Here is a 20,831-nt window from a genome sequence, read left to right on the forward strand (position 1 = left end):
AAAGGGGATCAGGCACAGTGTTGAATTGGCAAAAAGACTAGCCTTACCAGAGCCGGGGCACAAGACTAACCCGCCCTAAAATGGCGCTTAATGAATCAGGCTGGGGGTGCCAAAGAATTCGATCAAAAGGGCTGCAAACAGCCCTGATAAAGGGGGCAAAAGAGCAGAGGCGACAAACCGGGTCACTGCAAATCGGGTACCCATCAATGGGACTTCAAACATAAATATCCGATGCAGCCCCCAAACCGAACCAGAGGTCAGAAATGCTATCACCGCAGGAATACCGGCACCGGATTTCAAAAGGGCAACAACCACCGGAAAAATCACCAATGGCCCGCCCGGGAAAAAGGGACCAACCGCACAGCCGATCAAAATGCCGCGCCAGCCTGACCCTTCACCCAACCACGTCGCAATGAGCTCTCTTGGTAATATATAGGCAAGAAACCCGGCCGCCAGTAGCGCACAAATGATGCGCGGCCCATTAACAATGAACATCTCAAAGCCACGAACAACGCCCTTTTTCCATTCACCATCGCCTTTGCGCAAGGCAATCACAAAAACGACCGCTACCAACGCCCAAATAATGAAAAAACTGGGGCCGAATATTGCTGGCATATCAGCCCTCCCCTTTTTGATCGGGTTTTGGGATGGGCCGCAACGTAAGCGGCAAACGCGCGGCAATCAGGCCGGCCACAACAGGCAGGATAAGAACCGCAAGCATTCGATAAACCGTAATTTCAACACCAAGTAAGGGCAGTTCCCAGACCAAAAGCCGCTGGAACCCGAGCAGTGACCAGCCCGTAAGGTAGGCCACCAAAGCCCCGCGCGAGGCACCGGACATATAAAATGCCACCACGATAGGAAAGGATGTCATGGGGCCACCCGGGGTCAGGGCACCAACAACGGAACCGATACAGATGCCCCGAAGGCCAGATTCTTCTCCAACCCATTTCGCTACCAGTTGCGGGGGTAAAACCACCTGAACCAATCCGGCCAGGATCATGCCCCCCAGCATCCGGGGCAACAAGAACAGCAGCATGTCGACATCGCCGATTAAGGCATCGCGCACCGCACCTGGACCTTTGGTTTCCCAGGTCATCCACCCGGCAAGGACGGCAACGCCAAGAAAGACGAAGATCGAGGGACCAAAAGCCTCACGAAGGAAAGAACGTTTTGAACCCCGCATCAGGGTTTTACCTTTGTCATGATCAGGCATCATACCCTGAAAGCAGCCAAAAAATTGGCATAAAAAAAGGGGCGCCCAAGAGGGCGCCCCTTAATCTGTACCAAACTAATCCAGTAAGTGTTTCCACTTGGCGTGGGTTTTGGCCGCAAGTTCAGGCGAAGATTCCGCAACGGGTGGGAATTCGTCTTTCCATTCGAAGGGCCGACAGGCATCAACGATGGCGCGGGAATTGAAGTTATCACCCGGTTTTTTACGCGGATCCAAAGCACCGGACCACGCACGACGGGTAATATCGATGTCATCGATGGGATCACAGCGCGACGCCATGGCCCAGGTAACATCCCAAAGGTTTGATGGATCAATGTCTTCATCAACAACAACGGCCCAACGACCCAGATAGTTACCGGCATGGACGTTACAGCAAAGCTGAGCCGCCTGACGGGAATGACCGGGATAGGAGTTTTTGATGGAAATCACGTTGAACAGACGGCCGCCACCATTTTGGTGACACCATACGCCTTGGACGCCGGGAAGACCGGCATTTTCAACCTGATCCCAAACCAGTGCTGATTTGATAACAGACTTGGACAAGGTATAATCTGACGGCGGACGGCCAGGACGGGCCATGGTGATGACGGGGTTGTTACGATAGTAAACCCGCTTCACCTTCACGACGGGATCTTCACGCACGGAAGATGCGTAATACCCGGTCCATTCACCAAACGGCCCTTCGGGACGTTCATCATCCATGACGATTTCGCCTTCGATGCAAATCTCGCCATAAGCCGGGATCGGCAGGCCATGGATTTCAGATTTGATCATATCAAACGGTGCACCGCGATGTCCGGCCGCATACGAGAATTCAGAAACCCCGTACTGGATTTCGTTACCCGCTGCCAGGAACATCAAGGGATCATGGCCAACGCTAATGGCAACCGGGCAAGGCTTGCCCTGAGCAAAGTATTTTTCACGGATCAAACGACCATGCTTGCCCGGGCTCATCCACAAACCAACGGTGTTCTTGTCATGGACCATGACACGATAGGTGCCAAGGTTAACCCAATCAGAATCCGGGTCCTGCATAATGACCAAATCACCGGTACCGATATAACGCCCGCCATCAAGTTCATGAAGCAGTGGCACAGGGAATTTCAACAGATCGACGTCATCGTCGCGATCCACATTTTCCAAAATTGGGCCGGTATTGACGAACCGCGAGGGAATTGCCTCGAAATCCTTCATACGGTCGCGGTACCAACGCACCACATCCATGGCGCCGGTGGGTTCAGGGAACCCAAGGGTCATGGCCAAACGCTTGATGGAATTGGTCATTCCGGAAAGAATTCTGAAGCCCGGCTCATAGCCTGGAATGTTATCAAACAGCAACGCTGGGGGATCTTCCGGTGTTGCGTGATAAATCATTTCGGCAATTGCGCCGATTTCCAAATTCCAGTCCGCACCATCAATTTTCTTCAATTCGCCCATATCGTCGACACGGTCGAGCCATTCACGAAGATCCTGATGGGGGGCGCCGTATTCTTTATACGCGCCTTTTTTTGGGGTGTCGTTCGCCACTGTTCACCACTCTCCTAATTAATCGGGGCAGATAAATTCCGCCCACTCTCTCGTTTACCCGATACAGAGGAAATACGCCCTCATGCTCGGCCTCTTTTGGCCAGCAACCCCGCACCAATATTTTTTTAGCAGCCCTTTGAGCTGCAAAATCCACAGCCTTTACAGACTGTAGAACCGGGGCATCGCTGACAAACAGGCCCCGCTTATAACCAATCGCGCGAAGAAGTTCAAAACTATTCTATAAGACTTAAGACAGCCTTCGAAACAGACCCTCTGGCACCTGCTAAAACTTTCCCCCATCTGTCTGTTTAAACAGGGTTTTCCAGCATCAGCACAAAAAAACGCCCCCCGCAAAAAGCGGGAGGCGTATCAATTTGTTTTATTTTATCGGGATTATTTGCAATCGAGCGACTTCGCCCGGGTGCCTGACCCCTTGTAAACGATCTTGCAGGTCATGCCTTTTTTGATGGCCTTGCGTTTGGCCTTCGCACCATTGACCTTCACCTTGGTCTTGGAACCAGACACCTTAACCTTTGCCTTGGAACCATCCGTCAGCTTGAAGCTGATCCGCCGCCCGCCACGTTTCGTCTTGGTAACCTTGCCGCTTACCTTCAGCCACGGAAACACTTTCTTTTCAACCGTGGTCTTGGTCAGACGACTGGTAGCCGCTGCAGCAGCTTCAACAATGTCTTTCGGTGACGCATAGACATCTTTAATCAAGGCTTCGATTTCCTGACCCGTCACCGGCTGGACTTCCATCTTGATCTTATTGGCTTCTTTCAAGAAGGTCGCATCCTTGACCATGGCGTTAAAGCCATCACGCAGCGCCTTGACGCGGTCTGCAGGTACACCTGGAGGTGCCAGGAAAGGCCGTCCCATGGTTTGACGGGCGAAAATCAAGCGCAGGGTTTTGCGATCTCGATCTGTTTTAGCCAAATCCATAACCAGTGGTACACCCGGCAATTCCGAATGAGACCTCAGGGCCATCTGAACCAGAATGTTGATTTTTTTGTCGCGGACCCAATCAGGACGCGTGGTCTTGACCGAGGACCATGACCAACCACAACGACCGTGTGATTCACCGCGTTCCATGGCAACCGTCAAGGTGGAGCCACCGGGGTAACCGGTAATCAACTTGAATTTGGTTCCTAAAATATTGTTGGCGGCAATGGCAAAATCAACACCATCAGACCCTTGGGCCGTGGTCGCCAAAATCACTTCTTTTTTCATGGCATCCTGGATCGTTTTGATCCCAGTTTTATGCCACGTCACACAGGTGGACACTTCGTTGTTCAATGATCCGATCCAGTTGAACTTGGTCGCATCAAATTTTGGGCCCTTACGGCCAAACAAAGGTTCCATCGCAATACCGCGACCAACGATCCCAATGGCTGAGCCATCTTTGGGAAATGTGTTATAAAGCGCATTGGCTAGAACAATAGAGCCAGCCCCTGTTTTGTTTTTAGCAACCATCCTGGGGTTACCCGGCATATGTTTGCCCATGTGGCGCGCCAATGTACGGCCATAACGATCATAGCCACCGCCAGCGGCATAGCCGATGTAAACGGTGATGCGTTTGGATTTATAAAAACTTTTGGCATCGGCCAAAGCCGTTGTGGCCCCCATTGAGCCCGCCAGCAAGCTGGCAGCGCCCAAAGCGCCGATTAAACGTAGTGATTTCATGAAACTCTCCCCTGTTATATGCACAAGATGCGCATCCTGATTATTTCTAGCAGAAAGATCAAGCCTGAGGGTAAAAACGCCCCCTACCCGATTATTCACGCCAGATTATTCCTAAAGGCATTTGCCTACTATTATTCTGAGAGGCATTCGCCTTCAATCGTACATCGGCGCAAAAGCCGGTCTTCTTCTTTCGGGAACCACGTTCTGCCATGGGGGGCACACCGATTGTCCCACATGACAAAATCATGCTTTTGCCAAACATGTTCATACAAAAACTGTGGGCTTTCCATCAAATCGAACAGTTGATTAAGGATGGTATCGCTTTCAGCCGCATCTAGGCCTTCAATGCGGCGCGTCATCAGACGGTCCACAAACAACGCCTTCTTGCCCGTTTCTGGATGGGTGATGAAGACAGGATGGAAAAAATGGGGTGAATCGCTGATGTCTTTTTCGATATCAACCTCTTCCGTGCGCTTGTATTCGTGAATATGCAGCGCCTTTTTACCCGCCAGCTTTTCCTTCAATTCATCGGACAACGCGTCATAGACGGCATAAGCATCACAAAACAGCGTATTGCCGCCCCGTGATGGAATTTCAAGCCCATAGAGGAACGTGTATTTATAGGGTTTTTCAGAATAACCGGAATCGATATGGAACCACATATCGGCATCCCCAAAGGCGCCGATGGGCTGGCCATCCACCTTCATATTTGACACCAACAAGGTGTGTTCATTGGTTTGATAGATGCCTTCCGTGCGCTCACGCAGTGCTTCAGGCGCTTGCTTGCGCGCTCCCAAATCACCAAAGCGCCCGGCAAAGGCCAATTGCTCTTCCATCGTCAGGTCTTGCGTTCCGCGAATGGCAAGAACCGTATAATCACGCCAGGCCTTGAGGATTTCATCAATCACCGATTGCGGCTGTTCAGCGTGCAGATCAATGCCCGTAATTTCTGCACCGATCACCGGTGAAAGTGGCTTGATGGTCAGGCCGGTTGTTGCACCAGTCGTTGTCATGATTAACCCCTTGCATAAACTTAGCTATCAAATGATTTTACACGTTCCCTAATGTTTAACAAGATTTCAGACAAAATAGGCGCGGAGAATCCATAAGCATCAATTCACTAGACAATTTTCATCTATCAAGTCTAAATACTTCACGAAAATGACTATCAAGCAACTCCAGTACTTTCTGCGCATTGCCGAGCTCAAAAGTTTCTCGAAAGCTTCGGCTTACCTGCATGTGGCGCAGCCCGCCCTTGGTTTGCAAATCCGTAAATTGGAAGAAGAACTGGGCGCAAAGCTTTTAAACCGCCATTCCCGTGGGGTCACACCAACCGAAGCAGGGCAGTTACTGCGGGAACATGCGGCCATCATTTTGCGTCAGGTCGAACGTGCCAGCCAATCTGTCAGTGATCTATCCGGCCCGCCGCGAGGCAAAATTGCCGTTGGGCTGACGGCAACCCTGAACCTTATTCTGGCAACCCAATTGGTGGAACGGTGCAGCAGGGATTATCCCGAAATATCACTGGCCATTGTTGATGGCATGAGTGAAGACCTTATGGAATGGGTGGAAAATGACCGTTTAGATGTCGCCTTTTCATACAACCCATCGGCCGTTCAAGAACTGGTATTTGAGCCCCTGCTCAGTGAAGATCTCTGTCTGATTGGTCATGGCGGGTCGAATATTTCATCCGAAAAAACCGTCCGGTTTTCCAAAATCAAATCCCTGCCCATGGTTCTACCATCCCCATCATCGGGATTGCGTGCACTGGTGAATGAAGCTGCCAATGCCCAGGGCATCGAATACAATGTCGTGTTTGAAATTGATTCTGTTTCCGCCATCAAGGAAATCGTGGCCAAGGATATTGGCTATACCATATTACCCATGGGGGCTGTGCGGCGCGAAGTGGAAGACGGTCGCCTGACGGCACAGCGTTTTGAAAGCCCTGCTTTATCGCGAAACATGTACCTGACGTATTCATCTAAACGCCCGACATCAAATGCCGCCGCTGCCATCCGCGAGGTTATGCGAAAAGTTGTTCAGGAAAATATTGCATCCGGTGCCTGGTCCTGGCGCCCTGCTGAATAGGCCCAAAGCCAAATTCTATAAATCGAGAACCAGTTTTTCTCCGGGCATGGCCCTTGAAATACAGACCTGAATTTTATTGTCTGCTTCTTTTTCGGCATTACTCAACACTTCATCGCGGTGATCGCCCTTGCCGGAAACAAGATCAATGATGCACGCCCCACACCAGCCTTCTTCACATGCATAAGGCACGCTCAGGCCTTCATCCAAAAGCACATCCAAAATCGTCTTGTCCGCAGGAACGGTCAACGTTGTGCCGGTCTTTGCCAATTCGATTTCAAAGGCTTCGTTGCCGCGTGTTGCTACTTCGGCCTGTTCTTCTTCTGTGCGCGCAGACGTGAACAATTCAAAGTGAACTGCATCATCTGGCCAATGGGCAACAGCTGTCCGCACGGCATTCAAAAGCCCGGCAGGCCCACAAACATAAAGATGCGCGCCATCGGGCCGGATTGCGAAGACCTCGTTTAACTTAATGCCCTTAGAGGGGTCGCCGCCATCATGATGGAAGGTAATGTTGTCGCCAAAAAGTGTCTTGGCCTCTTCCAAAAAGGCCGTGTCATCGGCCGACTTTGAACAATAATGAAGATGACATTTTCCACCGATTGATTTCAAACGATGGCCCATGGCCATCATCGGGGTAATGCCAATGCCGCCAGCCAGAAAAATGCTTTCACCCGCATCTTCTTTCAGGGGAAAATTATTGCTGGGCTCTGATGTTTTAAGGACGTCTCCGATGGCAACCGTGTCATGCATCCATTTGGAACCGCCGCCACCATTTTCTTCGCGCAAAATTGCCGTCACATAACGGCTGCGATCTGCCGGATCATTGGCCAGAGAATAGGAACGCACCACACCGGCACCGGTATGGATATCAATATGGGCCCCTGCATCAAATTCAGGAAGATCACCCCCTCCTACTGCCACAAGCTCAAACATCTTGATGCTGTGGGTCAGGTTTCTGGCTTCGGTGACTTTTAACTCCAGCTCCGGCATTTTCTTCTCCAACGAAAACGAACTTTAAGGTTTGGCGGGCTTATACACGCAACGCGTATTGTCGTCCAGAGCGTGGCCTGAACCTTTTTTTGGATACCCCGGCCAAACCCCCCACTGTCAGGTGTCTTTTTCCAACACCTGCGCGGCCTCCAGTGCCAGAGCATTCAGCCCATCGCCGCCAGATTTAAGGTGTTTTAAAAGCGCATCCCGCATACGCGGGTCCCAGAAACTGCGCAGATGGTTCGCAGTCTCACGCAATGCCTCATCATGGGGATAGGGGTGAAAAAATTCTGCAATCTGGTTTGTCATACGAACGATGTCACGGGTCGTCATGGTGTGTCCTGTTGGTCTTGATCTGGCTTGAACATAACAATCCCGGTTTTGGATTGGGTTGCCAGAACCATGCCCGCCTTGCCTGCAAGGTCGAGCGCCAGAGACGTAGGTGCAGAAACCGTCACCAGTGCCGGGATGCCGATCGCTGCGGATTTCTGAACCAGCTCGAAACTGCATCTACTGGTCATCACGACAAAACCCGATGCCGGGTCGATTTGATCATTGATGGCAATGGCCCCGATTAATTTATCGAGCGCATTGTGCCGACCAACATCTTCACGAATTAAGGTAATGGCCCCATCCGGCGTACACCACGCAGCGGCGTGAACGGAATGATTGAGCCTGTTCATGGGCTGGCTTTCGGGCAACATCGCAAAGGCCTTTGCCGCCGCTTTAGCGCTTAGCTGAAACGTCCCCTTCACCGGGGAAACATTGCGCACCACCTGATCAAGGCTTTGCAAGCCGCAAATACCACAACCACTTCTGCCCTCTTGGGATCGGGCTTGGCGCTCTTTGGCAATCTTTGTTCTGGGTGCGGTTTCAACATTGATCATGATGCCGCCGGTAACCGGTTCGACGTTAACTTTTTCAATCAGATCAACGCCGCTCAGCACGCCTTCGGACAGGGAAAACCCACGGGCAAAATCTTCGAGATCTGCAGGCGTTGCCATCATCACCACATGGGGCCGGCCATTATAGGCCAGATTGACTGGCACCTCTTCGGCCAGTTGCCAATCCTGATGGTCTGATTTATTGCCACTGCCCTCGACGACAACACTGACAGAAACCGAACCCGAACCATCACTCATGTTGGTCTTGTTTGTCTGGGGGGATGCCATGATCGGTTACTCCGCAGCGTCCGTTGGTTCTGCAAAGATGCGCTTTTGAACATCTTCACGGGTCTCCCACCCTCGCTGCCAATCTGATGGCGCATTTGAATGGGCAACTTCTACTGCTGTCACTTTATATTCCGGGCAATTGGTGGCCCAGTCGGAATATTCCGTGGTGATCACATTGGCGCCCGATACGGGGTGATGGAAGGTTGTGTAAACAACCCCCGGTGCCACCCGTTCGGTGATCGCGGCATAAAGAGAGGTTGCCCCGATGCGGCTGGCAACAGATACCAGATCGCCTTCATGAATGCCACGCAGTTCGGCATCACTGGGGTGAATTTCCAGAACATCCCGATCATGCCAAACCGTGTTTTCGGTGCGCCGGGTTTGGGCCCCGACATTATACTGGCTGAGGATACGCCCCGTGGTCAGGATCAGCGGGAAGGACCGGTTGGACCGTTCCGGGGTTGGCACAAATTCGGTCAGCATGAACCGTCCTTTGCCCCGCACAAAGCCATCCAGATGCATCAAGCGCGTGCCATCGGGGGCATTTTCATTACACGGCCACTGGATCGATCCCATTTCATCCAGCCTGTCAAAGCTGACCCCGGCAAAGGTGGGCGTCACAAGGGCAATTTCATCCATGATTTGGGCCGCATTTTCATAGCCCATGTCATAGCCCATGGCGGTCGCCAACCGGCATACGGTTTCCCATTCGCTCAACCCCTGGGCCATTTTCATGGCAGGTCGCACCCGATTGATGCGCCGTTCGGCATTGGTAAAGGTGCCGTCTTTTTCCAAAAAGGACGTGCCCGGCAGAAAGACATGGGCAAAGGCTGCGGTTTCATTCAGGAATAAATCCTGCACAATCACCAGCTCCATGGCTTCCAACGCGGCCGTCACATGATTGGTGTTGGGATCAGACTGGGCAATGTCTTCGCCTTGGACAAAAATGCCTTTAAATCCACCTTCAACCGCTTCATCCAGCATATTAGGAATCCGAAGGCCCGGTTCATGATCAAGGTTTGTCTTCCAGGTCTTTTCAAACAGTTCCCGAACCGCATCATCGGCGACATGGCGATAGCCCGGCAATTCATGGGGGAAAGACCCCATATCGCAGGCACCCTGAACATTGTTCTGGCCGCGCAGCGGATTAAGCCCAACGCCTTCGCGGCCCATGTTGCCCGTGGCCATGATCAGATTGGCCATACCCATAACCATGGTGGAACCCTGACTGTGTTCGGTCACACCAAGGCCGTAATAAATGGCCGCATTGCCACCCGTTGCAAAAAGTCTGGCAGCGGCGCGAATGTCTTGGGCGGGAACCCCTGTGGCATCTTCCATAGATTCCGGAGAATTGCTTTTGTCCGAAATGAATTTTTCCCAGCGATCAAAGTCTGCTTTTTCGCATCTCTCCGCGACGAAATCCCGATCCACCAAACCCTCGGTCACAATGACATGGGACAGGGCATTGATCACCGCGACATTGCTGCCCGGTTGCAATTGCAGGTGATGGGTTGCTTTGACGTGGGGTGATTTAACCAGATCGGTTTTACGCGGATCAATAACGATCAGTTTGGCACCTTCGCGAAGACGTTTTTTCATGCGCGATGCAAAAACAGGATGCGCATCAGGCGGGTTCGCACCGATCACCATAATGACATCCGATTGTGCGACGGATCGAAAATCCTGCGTGCCCGCAGATGTCCCGAAAGTTTGCTTCAGGCCATAGCCCGTGGGCGAATGACAAACGCGTGCGCAGGTATCAACATTGTTATTGCCAAAGGCTGCCCGAATCATTTTTTGGACGACATAAATTTCTTCGTTGGTACAACGCGATGAGGTAATGCCGCCGATTGAACCCTGACCATATTTTTTCTGAATTTCTTTCAGGCGCCGGGCTGAAAATTCAATCGCTTCATCCCAACTTGCTTCGCGCCACGGATCGGTAATGGAATCGCGCAGCATGGGTGTGGTCACCCGGTCCTTGTGCGTGGCATAGCCCCAAGCGAATCGGCCCTTGACGCAGGAATGGCCTTCGTTAGCACCACCATCTTTCAAGGGCACCATGCGCACCACCCGTTCACCCTGCATTTCTGCCTTGAAGGAACACCCCACCCCGCAATAGGCGCAGGTGGTAATCACACTGTGTTCGGCCTGTCCATGTACAATGACAGATTTTTCGGTCAGGGTTGCGGTTGGGCACGCCTGCACACAAGCACCGCAAGAAACACATTCAGAACCCAAAAATCCTTCATTGGCCCCGGCGGCAACGAAGGATGCAAAGCCGCGCCCATCGATGGTCAATGCAAAGGTGCCTTGCACTTCTTCGCAGGCCCGCACACAGCGCGAACAGACTATGCATTTCGATGAATCAAAGGTGAAATACGGATTGCTTTCGTCTTTCCCGCCATCCAGATGCCCCGCGCCATCAAACCCGTAACGAACATCACGCAGGCCAACGACGCCTGCCATGTCTTGTAATTCACAATCACCATTAGCGGCACAGGTCAGGCAATCCAGAGGGTGATCAGAAATATAGAGTTCCATCACCCCACGGCGAAGTTTTGCCAAACGATCATTTTCTGTGGTGACCTGCATGCCCTCACCCACCGGGGTGGTGCACGATGCCGGGGTGCCACGCGCCCCTTCAATTTCCACCAGACACATGCGGCACGACCCAAATGGTTCCAAAGTATCGGTTGCGCAAAGTTTGGGAATTTTGACACCGGCAATGGTGGCCGCGCGCATCACGGATGTTCCCGCAGGCACGGTTATTTCACGGCCATTAATTTCAAGCGTAACCTGAGCATCCCCATCACACGCGGGCGTCCCATAATCGGTTTCTTTGATCATGCTCACTGGATCAGTTGCCATGGGTTCCTCGTCTATTCACCAGAAAAGTCTTCCGGAAAATGGGTCAAAGCGCTTTTAACGGGCATAGGGGTCAACCCCCCAAGCGCGCACAGAGAACCGTCCCGCATTGTCTCACAAAGATCATCAAGAAGCTGCATGTTCTTGTCGTGATCTTGATTTCCAATGATTTTATCAATGACCTCAACCCCCCGGGTTGAGCCAATCCGACAGGGGGTGCATTTACCACAGGATTCAATGGCACAAAATTCCATGGCAAATCGAGCTTGGCGCGCCATATCCACGTCATCATCAAACACAGATAATCCACCATGGCCCAGCATCGCCCCGGCAGCAGCGAAGGCTTCGTAATCCAGCGCCACCCCAAATTGACTGGTTGGCAGATAAGCCCCCAAAGGCCCCCCCACCTGAACCGCGCGCACCGGTTTTCCGGTTCTGGTGCCACCACCGAACCCATTGATCAGCTCACCCAGATCAGACCCGAATGGAATTTCAATCAGCCCCCCATATTTGATATTACCGCCCAACTGAAACGGCTGTGTGCCCAATGATCGCCCAACGCCCAAGCCTGCATAATAATCCGCACCCTTTACCAAAATCACCGGCACAGAGGCAAAGCTCAGAACGTTGTTCACCACCGTTGGCTTTCCAAACAATCCCTCCAGTGCCGGGATCGGCGGCTTGGCGCGAACCATGCCGCGTTTGCCTTCCAGACTTTCCAGCATGGATGTTTCTTCGCCACAGATATAAGCGCCCCCACCCACACGCACTTCCACGGTGAAGCGTTTGTCCGACCCTGCAATGTTGTCACCCAAATAGCCGCTATGCGTTGCAATTTCGATGGCGCGTTTCATGGTTTTGATGGCATGGGGATATTCGGATCGTAGATAAATAAAACCTTGGTCTGCATCCACTGCAATAGCGGCAATGATCATGCCTTCAATCAGGGTGAAGGGATCGCCTTCCATCAGCATGCGGTCGGCAAAGGTACCACTGTCCCCTTCATCGGCATTACAACAGATGTATTTTTTTGGCCCCGGTGCGCCCATCACGGTTTTCCATTTGATGCCCGTGGGGAACCCTGCCCCCCCGCGCCCGCGCAACCCGGAACTGATGACGGCGTCGACAATTTTTTCAGGCCCAAGTTCAAGTGCCTTTGTCAGACCTTCAAATCCACCGTGGGATTTGAAATCATCCAAAGATAAAGGATCAATGACACCAACGCGTGCAAAGGTCAGACGGGTTTGGCGTTTCAGGTAATCAATTTCTTCCGTGATGCCATGGCCCAGCGCATGAGACCCACCTTGCAGAAATCCGGCATCAAAAAGCCCAGCCACATCAGATGCCGCAACCGGGCCATAAGCCACGCGCCCCTGATCGGTCACGACTTCGAGCAATGGCTCCAGCCACAACATGCCGCGTGATCCATTGCGCACAATCTGGATATCAATATCGCGGGTTTTGGCCTCTGCCAAAATTTCAGCCACAACGGATTCCGAACCGACAGACTGGGCAGCGGCATCAACAGGGACATAAACAGTGACGGTTTTATTATTCACGAAAAATTGCCTTTATTTTTGAGCCTGTTTTTGCGCTTCAATAATTTCATCAAACCGCTGGGCATCAACCCGGCCAAACAATTCTTCGCCGATCAAAACCGATGGGCCAAGGGCGCAATTGCCAAGGCAATAAACCCCCTTCAAGGTGTGTTCGCCATCTTCGGTGGTCGTGCCAAAGGGCACGCCTAAAACTTTTTCCGCGTGCGCCGCAAGGGCTTCGGACCCGTTTCCCTGACAACATTCTGCACGGCAAATCTTGATCACGCGCTTTCCCGGTGGGGTGCGCAGGAAATCGTGATAAAAACTGACCACCCCATGCACTTCGGCACGGGAAAGATTGAGAATGTTGGCAATCGGCTTAATTGCCTCTTCGGGAACAAAGCTCAGTTCTGCCTGAAGCGTGTGGAGAATCTCCAACAATGCATTGGCGCGATTTTCAAATCCGCCACATATATCCGTAATCAACTCGCCAAGGGCGGTTTCATCGATCGCTTGATTTTCAGCCATTGCCACCTGCCATCCGTTTTTAATCAAGGTTCTGCGCCTTTGTTTCAACGATCAAACCCGACATGTCAATGCTTCAAAAGCCCTCAGAGGGCGCATCTGATAAAAATTCATTTCCCGAACGCACCGCCTTGCCCAATCCCAGCGATCCTTTATGGTGTGCGCTTCAATTTAATGGCGGTTTATCCGGTATGCACAAAGAGGTGAATTATGAAACTTGCGAGTTACGTTAGCGGTTCCTGGGTCGAAGGTAGTGACGAAGGAACGGCATTGATCGATCCAGTATCGGGCGCAGAATTGGCCCGGGCATCAACCACCGGGGTCGATATCGCCACAGCCCTTGATCACGCCAGACAAAAAGGCGGAGCGTCCCTACGCGCCATGAGCTTTGCAGAACGTGCGGGCCTGATCAAAGGCATCGCCGATACGCTGACCGCAAACAGAGATAGTTATTTCGAAACCGCCCTTGCCAATTCAGGCAACACCAAGGTCGATGCCATGATCGATATTGATGGCGGCATTGGGACGCTTAAATTCTTTGCCCATGTTGGCCAGAGCTTAGGCGATGCCAAAACCCTTAAAGACGGGCGTTTTGAACGTCTGGCCAAGGATGAGGCGTTTCAGGCATTCCATTTGTCCGTGCCCATTCAGGGTGTTGGGCTGCATATCAATGCCTTTAACTTCCCGTCCTGGGGCATGTGGGAAAAGGCCGCCATTACCTTGTTGGCTGGTGTTCCTGTTTTTGCCAAGCCAGCAACGGCAACGGCGCTGCTTTCCTATCAAATGGTCAAAGATGTCATTGATGCGGGCGTGTTGCCCGAAGGCGCGCTTTCACTTGTATGTGGGTCTGCGCGCGAATTGACCGATAATTTGACGGCACAAGATGCCGTTGCCTTTACCGGTTCTGCCGATACGGCTGCAATTTTGCGCAATCACCCCAATGTGGTTGGGTCATCCGTGCGCATGAATGTCGAAGCCGATAGCCTGAACACTGCAATTCTTGGCCCCGATGCCACGGCAGGGTCTGCCGAATTTGCCCTGTTCATCAAAGAAGTCAGCCGCGAAATGACCACCAAGGCAGGTCAGAAATGCACGGCCATTCGCCGCGCCTTTGTGCCCAAAGCCTTGATGGATGATGTTGCAGGTGCGCTGGAAGCAAGGCTTGCTGGCACCGTTGTGGGCGATCCCCGCAATGAAACCGTCCGTATGGGCCCGGTGATCAACAAATCCCAACAAAAAGACGTTCAGGACGCCATCAATCAGTTAAAGACCGAAGCCACGATGATTTTGGGTGGTGATCCAAAATTGGTTGATGCCGATACCGATAAGGGCTGCTTTATCGCCCCCACCCTGTTGCGCTGTGACACCCCCAGTGAGGCCAAAATCGTCCATGAAGTCGAAGCCTTTGGCCCGGTTTCCACCCTGATGCCCTATGACAGCCCCGAACAGGCCTTTGAATTGTCAGGACGCGGTGGTGGCTCGTTGGTCGCATCCGTGTTCAGTGGTGATGCTGCCTTTAACAAAGATGCCGTGATCGGCCTTGGTGCCTGGCATGGCCGGGTTTTGGCCGTGGACGAAAGCATTGGTGCCTCCCAGACGGGTCATGGTATTGTTATGCCCATGTGTGTCCATGGTGGCCCGGGTCGGGCTGGTGGCGGCGAAGAATTAGGCGGTTTGCGCGGTTTGCGCTTTTATAGCCAACGCCTTGCCGTTCAGGGCAACAAGGACCTTTTAGAGTCTCTGGCAGAAGATGCTGCAGAACTTCCCTGTTAAAACAGGGTGTTGGGCAGCCCTCTTCAGATACCCCTATAAGCATAGGGTTTGACTTGGTTGGAACGCATACTCTGATATACAAAAAATGTCTTTCACCTATAGGAAAATTATAATTGACGTATAGCTGGTAAATGTTAAGAGCTACTCTCATGCGGGGCCTAAACAATTAGTGTTTCGCAAATGCACCCCCATTCGAATTCAAGGAGACGTGGGAAATGAGCACAAATCTGGATGATATCAACAGGGCCGTTGTCGAAATGGCGGATGACAAGTTTCTTGTCGATCCTTACCTGAACTGGTGTGATGACGAAGGTATTCCCATCGTCGAAGACTTCGGCATCGATATGAAGACCATCGAAACCAAGCCTTGGGATCGCATGGGCGTCAACGGTGCCTTTGCGCATCTTATTGGACGCGGCGACTTCCTCGCCATGTATGTCATCGACATTCCCGGTGGCGGCAAGACCATTCCTCAAAAGTTCATGTTTGAAGAAGTGTTCTATGTCGTTGATGGCCATGGTTCAACGACCGTGGAAACCTATGACGGACAGACCCATAGCTTTGAATGGGGACCAAAAAGCCTGTTCGCCCTGCCCCTGAACTGCAAATACCAGCATTTCAATGGCGCCGGAACTGAACGCGCCCGTTTGTATTCATGTAATGACCTACCTTTGGTCATTAACCTGTATCGCAATGACGCGTTTGTCTTTGGCAATGATTCAAAATTCCCCGAACGTGAATCCGGTGCGGATTACTTCTCTGGCGAAGGCGAAATGATCCCGAAAATGCCTGGCCGTAACATGTGGGAAACCAACTTCGTTCCTGCCCTTGATACCTTTGAATTGATCAAATGGGAAAAGCGCGGCGCTGGTGGGTCAAACATCATGTTCTCACTCGCAGATGGCACCATGCATGCCCATATGTCGGAAATGCCCGTTGGCACCTACAAAAAGGGCCATCGTCACGGCGCAGATTTCCACGTGATGTGTGCGACCGGTGAAGGCTATTCCATGCTTTGGTACGATTATGAAAAAGATCCCGTCCGCGTTGATTGGGACCATGGCGTTGTCTTTGCTCCGCCAGACCAGATGTTCCATCAGCATTTTAACACCAGCCCAAATCCCGCACGTTATCTCGCCATTGCCATGGGCAGCCTTCGCTACCCGATGATGGCTGAAAAGAAACGCGTTTGGCTGGGTATGGATGTGAGCCTTAACGATGGCGGCAACCAGATTGAATATGAAAATCAGCACAAAGATGTTCATAAGGTCTATCTCGATTCACTTCTCAAGACCGGCGCAAAGTCAAACATGAGCAAGTTCGTTGATGAAAGCGCCTATCTGGCAGATCCCAAGTACAAGGACGCGATCAACGTTTCCTAACCTGTAAACAGACACAACTTTGGAAAACAGATTATGACAAAAGATATTACAAACCTACGCTCCACGCTGGAGTGGTTGAAGTCCGAAGGCGACCTCATCGAAACCGATAAGGAGGTCAACCCTGACCTCGAAATTACCGGTCTGCAAAAGCAGTTCGATGGCGGCCCCTGCATGCTGTTCAACAATGTGAAGACCAAGCCCAACGCACGGGCCGTCACCAACTTGTTTGGCGACATCAAGGTTATCGAAAAAATGTTCGGCTGGAGCGATTCAGAAGAACGCGTGAAAAAAGTTGGCTGGGCCATCGATCATCCGACCGAATGCGTTGAAATTTCTCAAGAAGACGCGCCTTGCCAGGAACATGTCATCACCGAAAACATTAAGCCCAACGATTGGCTCACCGCCATTCGTCATACCGAACTGGAAACCGAGCTGACCATTGGTTCCGGCATTTCCTGTGTCATGGGTGAATATTTCGACGGCGGCAGCCACATTGGTTACAACCGCATGAACTTCCGCTGGGACGAAGTTGGAACCCTTCAAATCTCACCGGGTTCCCACATGTGGCAGATCATGACCGAGCATTATCATGATGATAAGCCCATCCCAATGACCATGTGCTTTGGCGTACCGCCTGCCGTAACTTACATGGCCGGTGCTGGCTTCGATTATGCCATGCTTCCTAAAGGCTGTGACGAAGTCGGGATGGCCGGTACCATCCAGGGTTCCCCGGTCCGTAAGGTTAAGTGCCGTACCATCGATGCCTACACTTTGGCCGATGCGGAATACGTGCTGGAAGGTTACCTGCACCCCCGCGACAAGCGCTATGAAACCAAGGAATCGGAAGACGCCGACCAACAGGGCAAATACTTCTTCCATCCTGAATGGGCCGGTTACATGGGCAAAGCATACAAGGCGCCGACGTTCCACGTCACCGCGCTGACCATGCGTAAGCCTGAAAGCAAGCCCATCATCTTCCCACTTGGTGTGCATACGGCTGATGATGCGAACATTGATACTTCCGTTCGTGAATCTGCCATCTACAACTTGTGTGACCGTCTCCAGCCGGGTGTCTGCACCAATGTGCATATCCCCTACGCCATGACCGATTGGGGTGGAGCCATCATTCAGGTAAAGAAGCGCAACAAGATCGAAGAAGGTTGGCAGCGTAACTTCCTGACCGCCGTCCTGGCATGTTCACAGGGTGCACGTCTGGTCATCGCCGTGTCTGAAGATGTCGATATTTACGACATGGACGACATCATGTGGTGCCTGACCACCCGTGTTAATCCGCAGATGGATATCCTTAACCCGCATCCGGGTGGGATCGGCCAGACCTTTATGCCTGCTGAACGTATGACAGCCGGTGCCGGTCAACAGTGGACCGCAGCCAACACCGTCTTTGAAGGCGGCATGGGCATCGATGCAACGGTGCCTTATGGGTATGAACAGGACTTCCATCGTCCGGTTTATCCTGTCGACAAGGTCAATGCGAAAGACTTCTTCACCGACGACCAGATCGAGAACATGAAATCTCGTATGCAGGGTTGGGTTCTTTCCCTCGCCCGCACTGGCCGCTAGAAGTCACAAGGTTGTAAGGGGAGGATCGCCTAATGCTGCTTGAGCCCCTCAGGGTTCTCGATTGCACTGGCCAACTTGGCTGGCTCACCGGGCGACTCCTTGCCGACCTTGGCGCAGACGTTATTAAAATCGAACCACCGGGGGCGGACTTGTCCGCCCCCGAGTGGCGCGCCAATAACGTCAACAAACGCTTACTCTCATTAGATATTGATTCCGAAAAAGGCCGCAAAGCCTTCCTCAAGATGGCGGCTGATGCCGACTTCCTTTTGGAAACCGCAGCGCCCGGCAGCGAACAGGCAAAGCTTTTTGATCCTGTTGGCTTGCTCAAAGCAAATTCAAAATTGATCCATGTTTCCATCACGCCATTTGGCCGCACAGGTCCGCGCGCCGAATGGAAAGCAAGTGATATTGAACTGATGGCCGCTGGTGGCGCCATGTCGCTGGCCGGAGAGCCTGACGGCAGCCCCTTGCGCGTCACTGTGCCCCAATCGCCCCCATGGGCCGCATCACAGGCAGCCGTTGGCGCCATGATCGCCCTTAATGCACGCGGTGAAACCGGTCGCGGCCAACATGTTGATGTATCCGCACAGGGTGCGGTTATCGCCTCTATTGCCCATGCTCCTGCTTCGTGGGACCTGCTTGGGGTTAACCCGTCACGTGCAGGTGCGTTCATGACGGGGCGTTCTGTTAAGGGCGCCATTTTCCGCGTGTTCTGGCCCTGCAAGGATGGCTTCGTCAATTTCATCATTTATGGCGGTGTCGCTGGACGACGCACCAATGAAGGCCTTGTGGATTGGATGAAAACCGCCGGGGCCGATCTTGGGGTTTTGGCAGACATAGATTGGGCGGGGTATGATTCAACCCAAGCCACCCAGGAAGAAGTCGATGCCATGGAAGCGCCCATTGGCAAGTTCTTCCTGACCGTCCCCAAAGCAGACTTTCTCCAGCAAGCCTTTGAACGCGAAATGCTTGGCTATCCGGTTAACAACGTCGCCGACATTGCCAAAGACCCACAGTTTGAGGGCCGCGAGTTTTGGGTTGATATGCCCACCGGCGATCAAGAGGGGTCAACTGAGCGCCATTGCGGTGGGTTTGCTGTTGTGGATGGCAAGCGCCTGAGCGTTGATCGCCCAGTGCCATTATCTGGCCAACATAGCCGCGAAGTCTTATCCCAGTTTGGGTTCGAAGATGGCGACATCGAAGGCATGATCAAGGACTCTACCGTCGGAGACAAATCATGACCGCCCTGCCCCAGGCCCTTAAGGGTTTAAAAGTCATCGAAGTCGGTGGTTATGCGGCTGGCCCATGGATTGGCAAAGTGTTGGCCAATTTTGGGGCCACGGTCATCCATATCGAAGCCACAGAACGCCCCGACGGGTTCCGCCTGCAATACCCGCCCTATAAGGACGGCAAAAAAGGCATTAACCGATCGGGTTGTTTTTCATATTTCAACGATTCCAAATATGCCATCACCATGGATGTGAAAAAGCCCGGCGGCCTGGCGCTTGCCCGGAAACTTTCAGACTGGTCAGATGTTTTGGTCGAAAACATGCGCCCCGGTGTTATTGATCGCATTGGGCTTGGCTATGAAGACGTCAAGAAAACCAATTCAGATCTGATTTTCATGTCGACCTGCAACATGGGCCAAACCGGCCCCCGTGCAGCCACCGGTGGCTTTGGGTCACAATTATCGGCCCTTGCCGGGTTCTGTGGCCTGACCGGGGATGCAGATGGATCGCCGCAGTTGTTGTATGGCCCCTATATTGATTTTGTGGCGGCCCTTGTTGGCACGCCCCTTTTGCTGGCGGCCCTTGATCGTCGTCGTCGCACCGGAGAAGGTGCCCATATTGACGTTTCCCAATATGAATGTGGCGCATTCTTCTTGGGTGGGGCTTTGCTGGATTATCACAAAAATGGCACCGTCATTGAACGCGAAGCCAACAACGATGCTATCGCTGTCCCCCACAATGCCTATCCGTGTACCGATGATGGCTGGATTGCTGCATCGTGCTGGGATGATGATGAGTTTAAACGCCTGTCACAGGTAGTTGGACAGCCGGGCTGGACAACAGACAAACGATTTGCCGATGCCGATGGCAGGCGCGCCAATGTATCCGATCTGGATCAGGGAATTGGCGCATGGACCGCTGGGAAATCTGCCGATGTATGCGTTGATGCCCTGCAAAATGCCGGCGTTCATGCGTATAAAATCAACAGCTGCGCCGATCTGTTTACCGACCCGCAGTTGGCCCACCGCAAGAACTGGCGCGTCCGCAAACATCCGGAAATCGATACCCAGGCCCATTATTTCCCGGGCTTTGATCTTTCAGAGCAACCGGGTGATGTTACCGCACCGGCACCTTTGTTGGGCCAGGACAATGAGATTGTATTCAAGGAATTTCTGGGTCTCTCAGATGATGAGTATAATGAACTGGAAGAAAACGGCGTCTTCTAGCCCTCCCATTTGGGA

At 52.5% G+C, this 20,831-nt stretch carries 16 protein-coding genes and 1 pseudogene; 6 read left to right on the forward strand and 11 right to left on the reverse strand.

Annotated elements, in window-relative coordinates:
- Window positions 1-87: 87 nt before the first annotated feature.
- From HOJ08_10310 to HOJ08_10330, 5 genes are all read right to left on the reverse strand, one after another.
- Complete coding sequence (locus tag HOJ08_10310; protein MBT5673822.1) at window positions 88-615, reverse strand: hypothetical protein; 528 nt, start codon at window positions 613-615, stop codon at window positions 88-90.
- A gap of 1 nt (window position 616) precedes the next feature.
- Entirely contained in the window at window positions 617-1,186 is a 570-nt protein-coding gene (locus HOJ08_10315; GenBank protein ID MBT5673823.1) for a hypothetical protein, read from the reverse strand.
- Between the two features lie 105 nt (window positions 1,187-1,291).
- A complete protein-coding gene (locus tag HOJ08_10320; protein MBT5673824.1) occupies window positions 1,292-2,761 on the reverse strand; it encodes a UbiD family decarboxylase in 1,470 nt (489 codons plus the stop codon).
- Between the two features lie 393 nt (window positions 2,762-3,154).
- A complete protein-coding gene (locus HOJ08_10325; protein ID MBT5673825.1) occupies window positions 3,155-4,444 on the reverse strand; it encodes a hypothetical protein in 1,290 nt (429 codons plus the stop codon).
- Between the two features lie 131 nt (window positions 4,445-4,575).
- Window positions 4,576-5,457, reverse strand: a complete 882-nt coding sequence (locus HOJ08_10330; GenBank protein ID MBT5673826.1) for a TauD/TfdA family dioxygenase — start codon at window positions 5,455-5,457, stop codon at window positions 4,576-4,578.
- A 148-nt stretch (window positions 5,458-5,605) separates the two neighbouring features.
- On the opposite strand from HOJ08_10330, the gene HOJ08_10335 reads away from it, so the two are divergent.
- Window positions 5,606-6,532 carry a LysR family transcriptional regulator gene (locus tag HOJ08_10335; protein ID MBT5673827.1) on the forward strand — a complete coding sequence of 309 codons (927 nt, stop codon included), beginning with the start codon at window positions 5,606-5,608 and terminating at the stop codon, window positions 6,530-6,532.
- 15 nt (window positions 6,533-6,547) lie between these two features.
- Here the strand turns inward: HOJ08_10335 and HOJ08_10340 are convergent, their stop codons facing one another.
- The 6 genes from HOJ08_10340 to HOJ08_10365 form a co-directional block, all read right to left on the reverse strand.
- Window positions 6,548-7,522, reverse strand: coding sequence for an oxidoreductase (locus tag HOJ08_10340; protein MBT5673828.1), 975 nt, complete (start codon window positions 7,520-7,522; stop codon window positions 6,548-6,550).
- A gap of 117 nt (window positions 7,523-7,639) precedes the next feature.
- Complete coding sequence (locus HOJ08_10345; GenBank protein MBT5673829.1) at window positions 7,640-7,855, reverse strand: formate dehydrogenase subunit delta; 216 nt, start codon at window positions 7,853-7,855, stop codon at window positions 7,640-7,642.
- Window positions 7,852-8,664, reverse strand: coding sequence for a formate dehydrogenase accessory sulfurtransferase FdhD (gene fdhD / locus HOJ08_10350; protein ID MBT5673830.1), 813 nt, complete (start codon window positions 8,662-8,664; stop codon window positions 7,852-7,854). The genes HOJ08_10345 and fdhD overlap by 4 nt, the downstream gene beginning before the upstream one ends.
- A 36-nt stretch (window positions 8,665-8,700) precedes the next feature.
- Entirely contained in the window at window positions 8,701-11,550 is a 2,850-nt protein-coding gene (gene fdhF / locus HOJ08_10355; GenBank protein MBT5673831.1) for a formate dehydrogenase subunit alpha, read from the reverse strand.
- A gap of 26 nt (window positions 11,551-11,576) precedes the next feature.
- Window positions 11,577-13,121, reverse strand: coding sequence for a formate dehydrogenase (locus HOJ08_10360; protein ID MBT5673832.1), 1,545 nt, complete (start codon window positions 13,119-13,121; stop codon window positions 11,577-11,579).
- A gap of 12 nt (window positions 13,122-13,133) precedes the next feature.
- A complete protein-coding gene (locus tag HOJ08_10365) occupies window positions 13,134-13,628 on the reverse strand; it encodes a formate dehydrogenase subunit gamma (protein ID MBT5673833.1) in 495 nt (164 codons plus the stop codon).
- Between the two features lie 207 nt (window positions 13,629-13,835).
- On the opposite strand from HOJ08_10365, the gene HOJ08_10370 reads away from it, so the two are divergent.
- From HOJ08_10370 to HOJ08_10390, 5 genes and pseudogenes are all read left to right on the forward strand, one after another.
- Entirely contained in the window at window positions 13,836-15,398 is a 1,563-nt protein-coding gene (locus HOJ08_10370; GenBank protein MBT5673834.1) for a 3,4-dehydroadipyl-CoA semialdehyde dehydrogenase, read from the forward strand.
- Window positions 15,399-15,655: 257 nt separating this feature from the next.
- Window positions 15,656-16,681, forward strand: a pseudogene (locus HOJ08_10375) (hypothetical protein).
- A gap of 132 nt (window positions 16,682-16,813) precedes the next feature.
- Window positions 16,814-18,361 (forward strand): UbiD family decarboxylase, encoded by a 1,548-nt coding sequence (locus HOJ08_10380; protein MBT5673835.1) that lies wholly within the window; start codon window positions 16,814-16,816, stop codon window positions 18,359-18,361.
- A gap of 35 nt (window positions 18,362-18,396) precedes the next feature.
- Window positions 18,397-19,602: a CoA transferase gene (locus HOJ08_10385; protein ID MBT5673836.1), complete on the forward strand. Its 1,206-nt coding sequence runs from the start codon at window positions 18,397-18,399 to the stop codon at window positions 19,600-19,602.
- Window positions 19,599-20,816 carry a CoA transferase gene (locus HOJ08_10390; GenBank protein ID MBT5673837.1) on the forward strand — a complete coding sequence of 406 codons (1,218 nt, stop codon included), beginning with the start codon at window positions 19,599-19,601 and terminating at the stop codon, window positions 20,814-20,816. The genes HOJ08_10385 and HOJ08_10390 overlap by 4 nt, the downstream gene beginning before the upstream one ends.
- The last annotated feature ends 15 nt before the right edge of the window (window positions 20,817-20,831 follow it).

This window comes from Rhodospirillales bacterium (genome assembly GCA_018666775.1).
Lineage (GTDB): Bacteria > Pseudomonadota > Alphaproteobacteria > SMXQ01 > SMXQ01 > JABIXC01.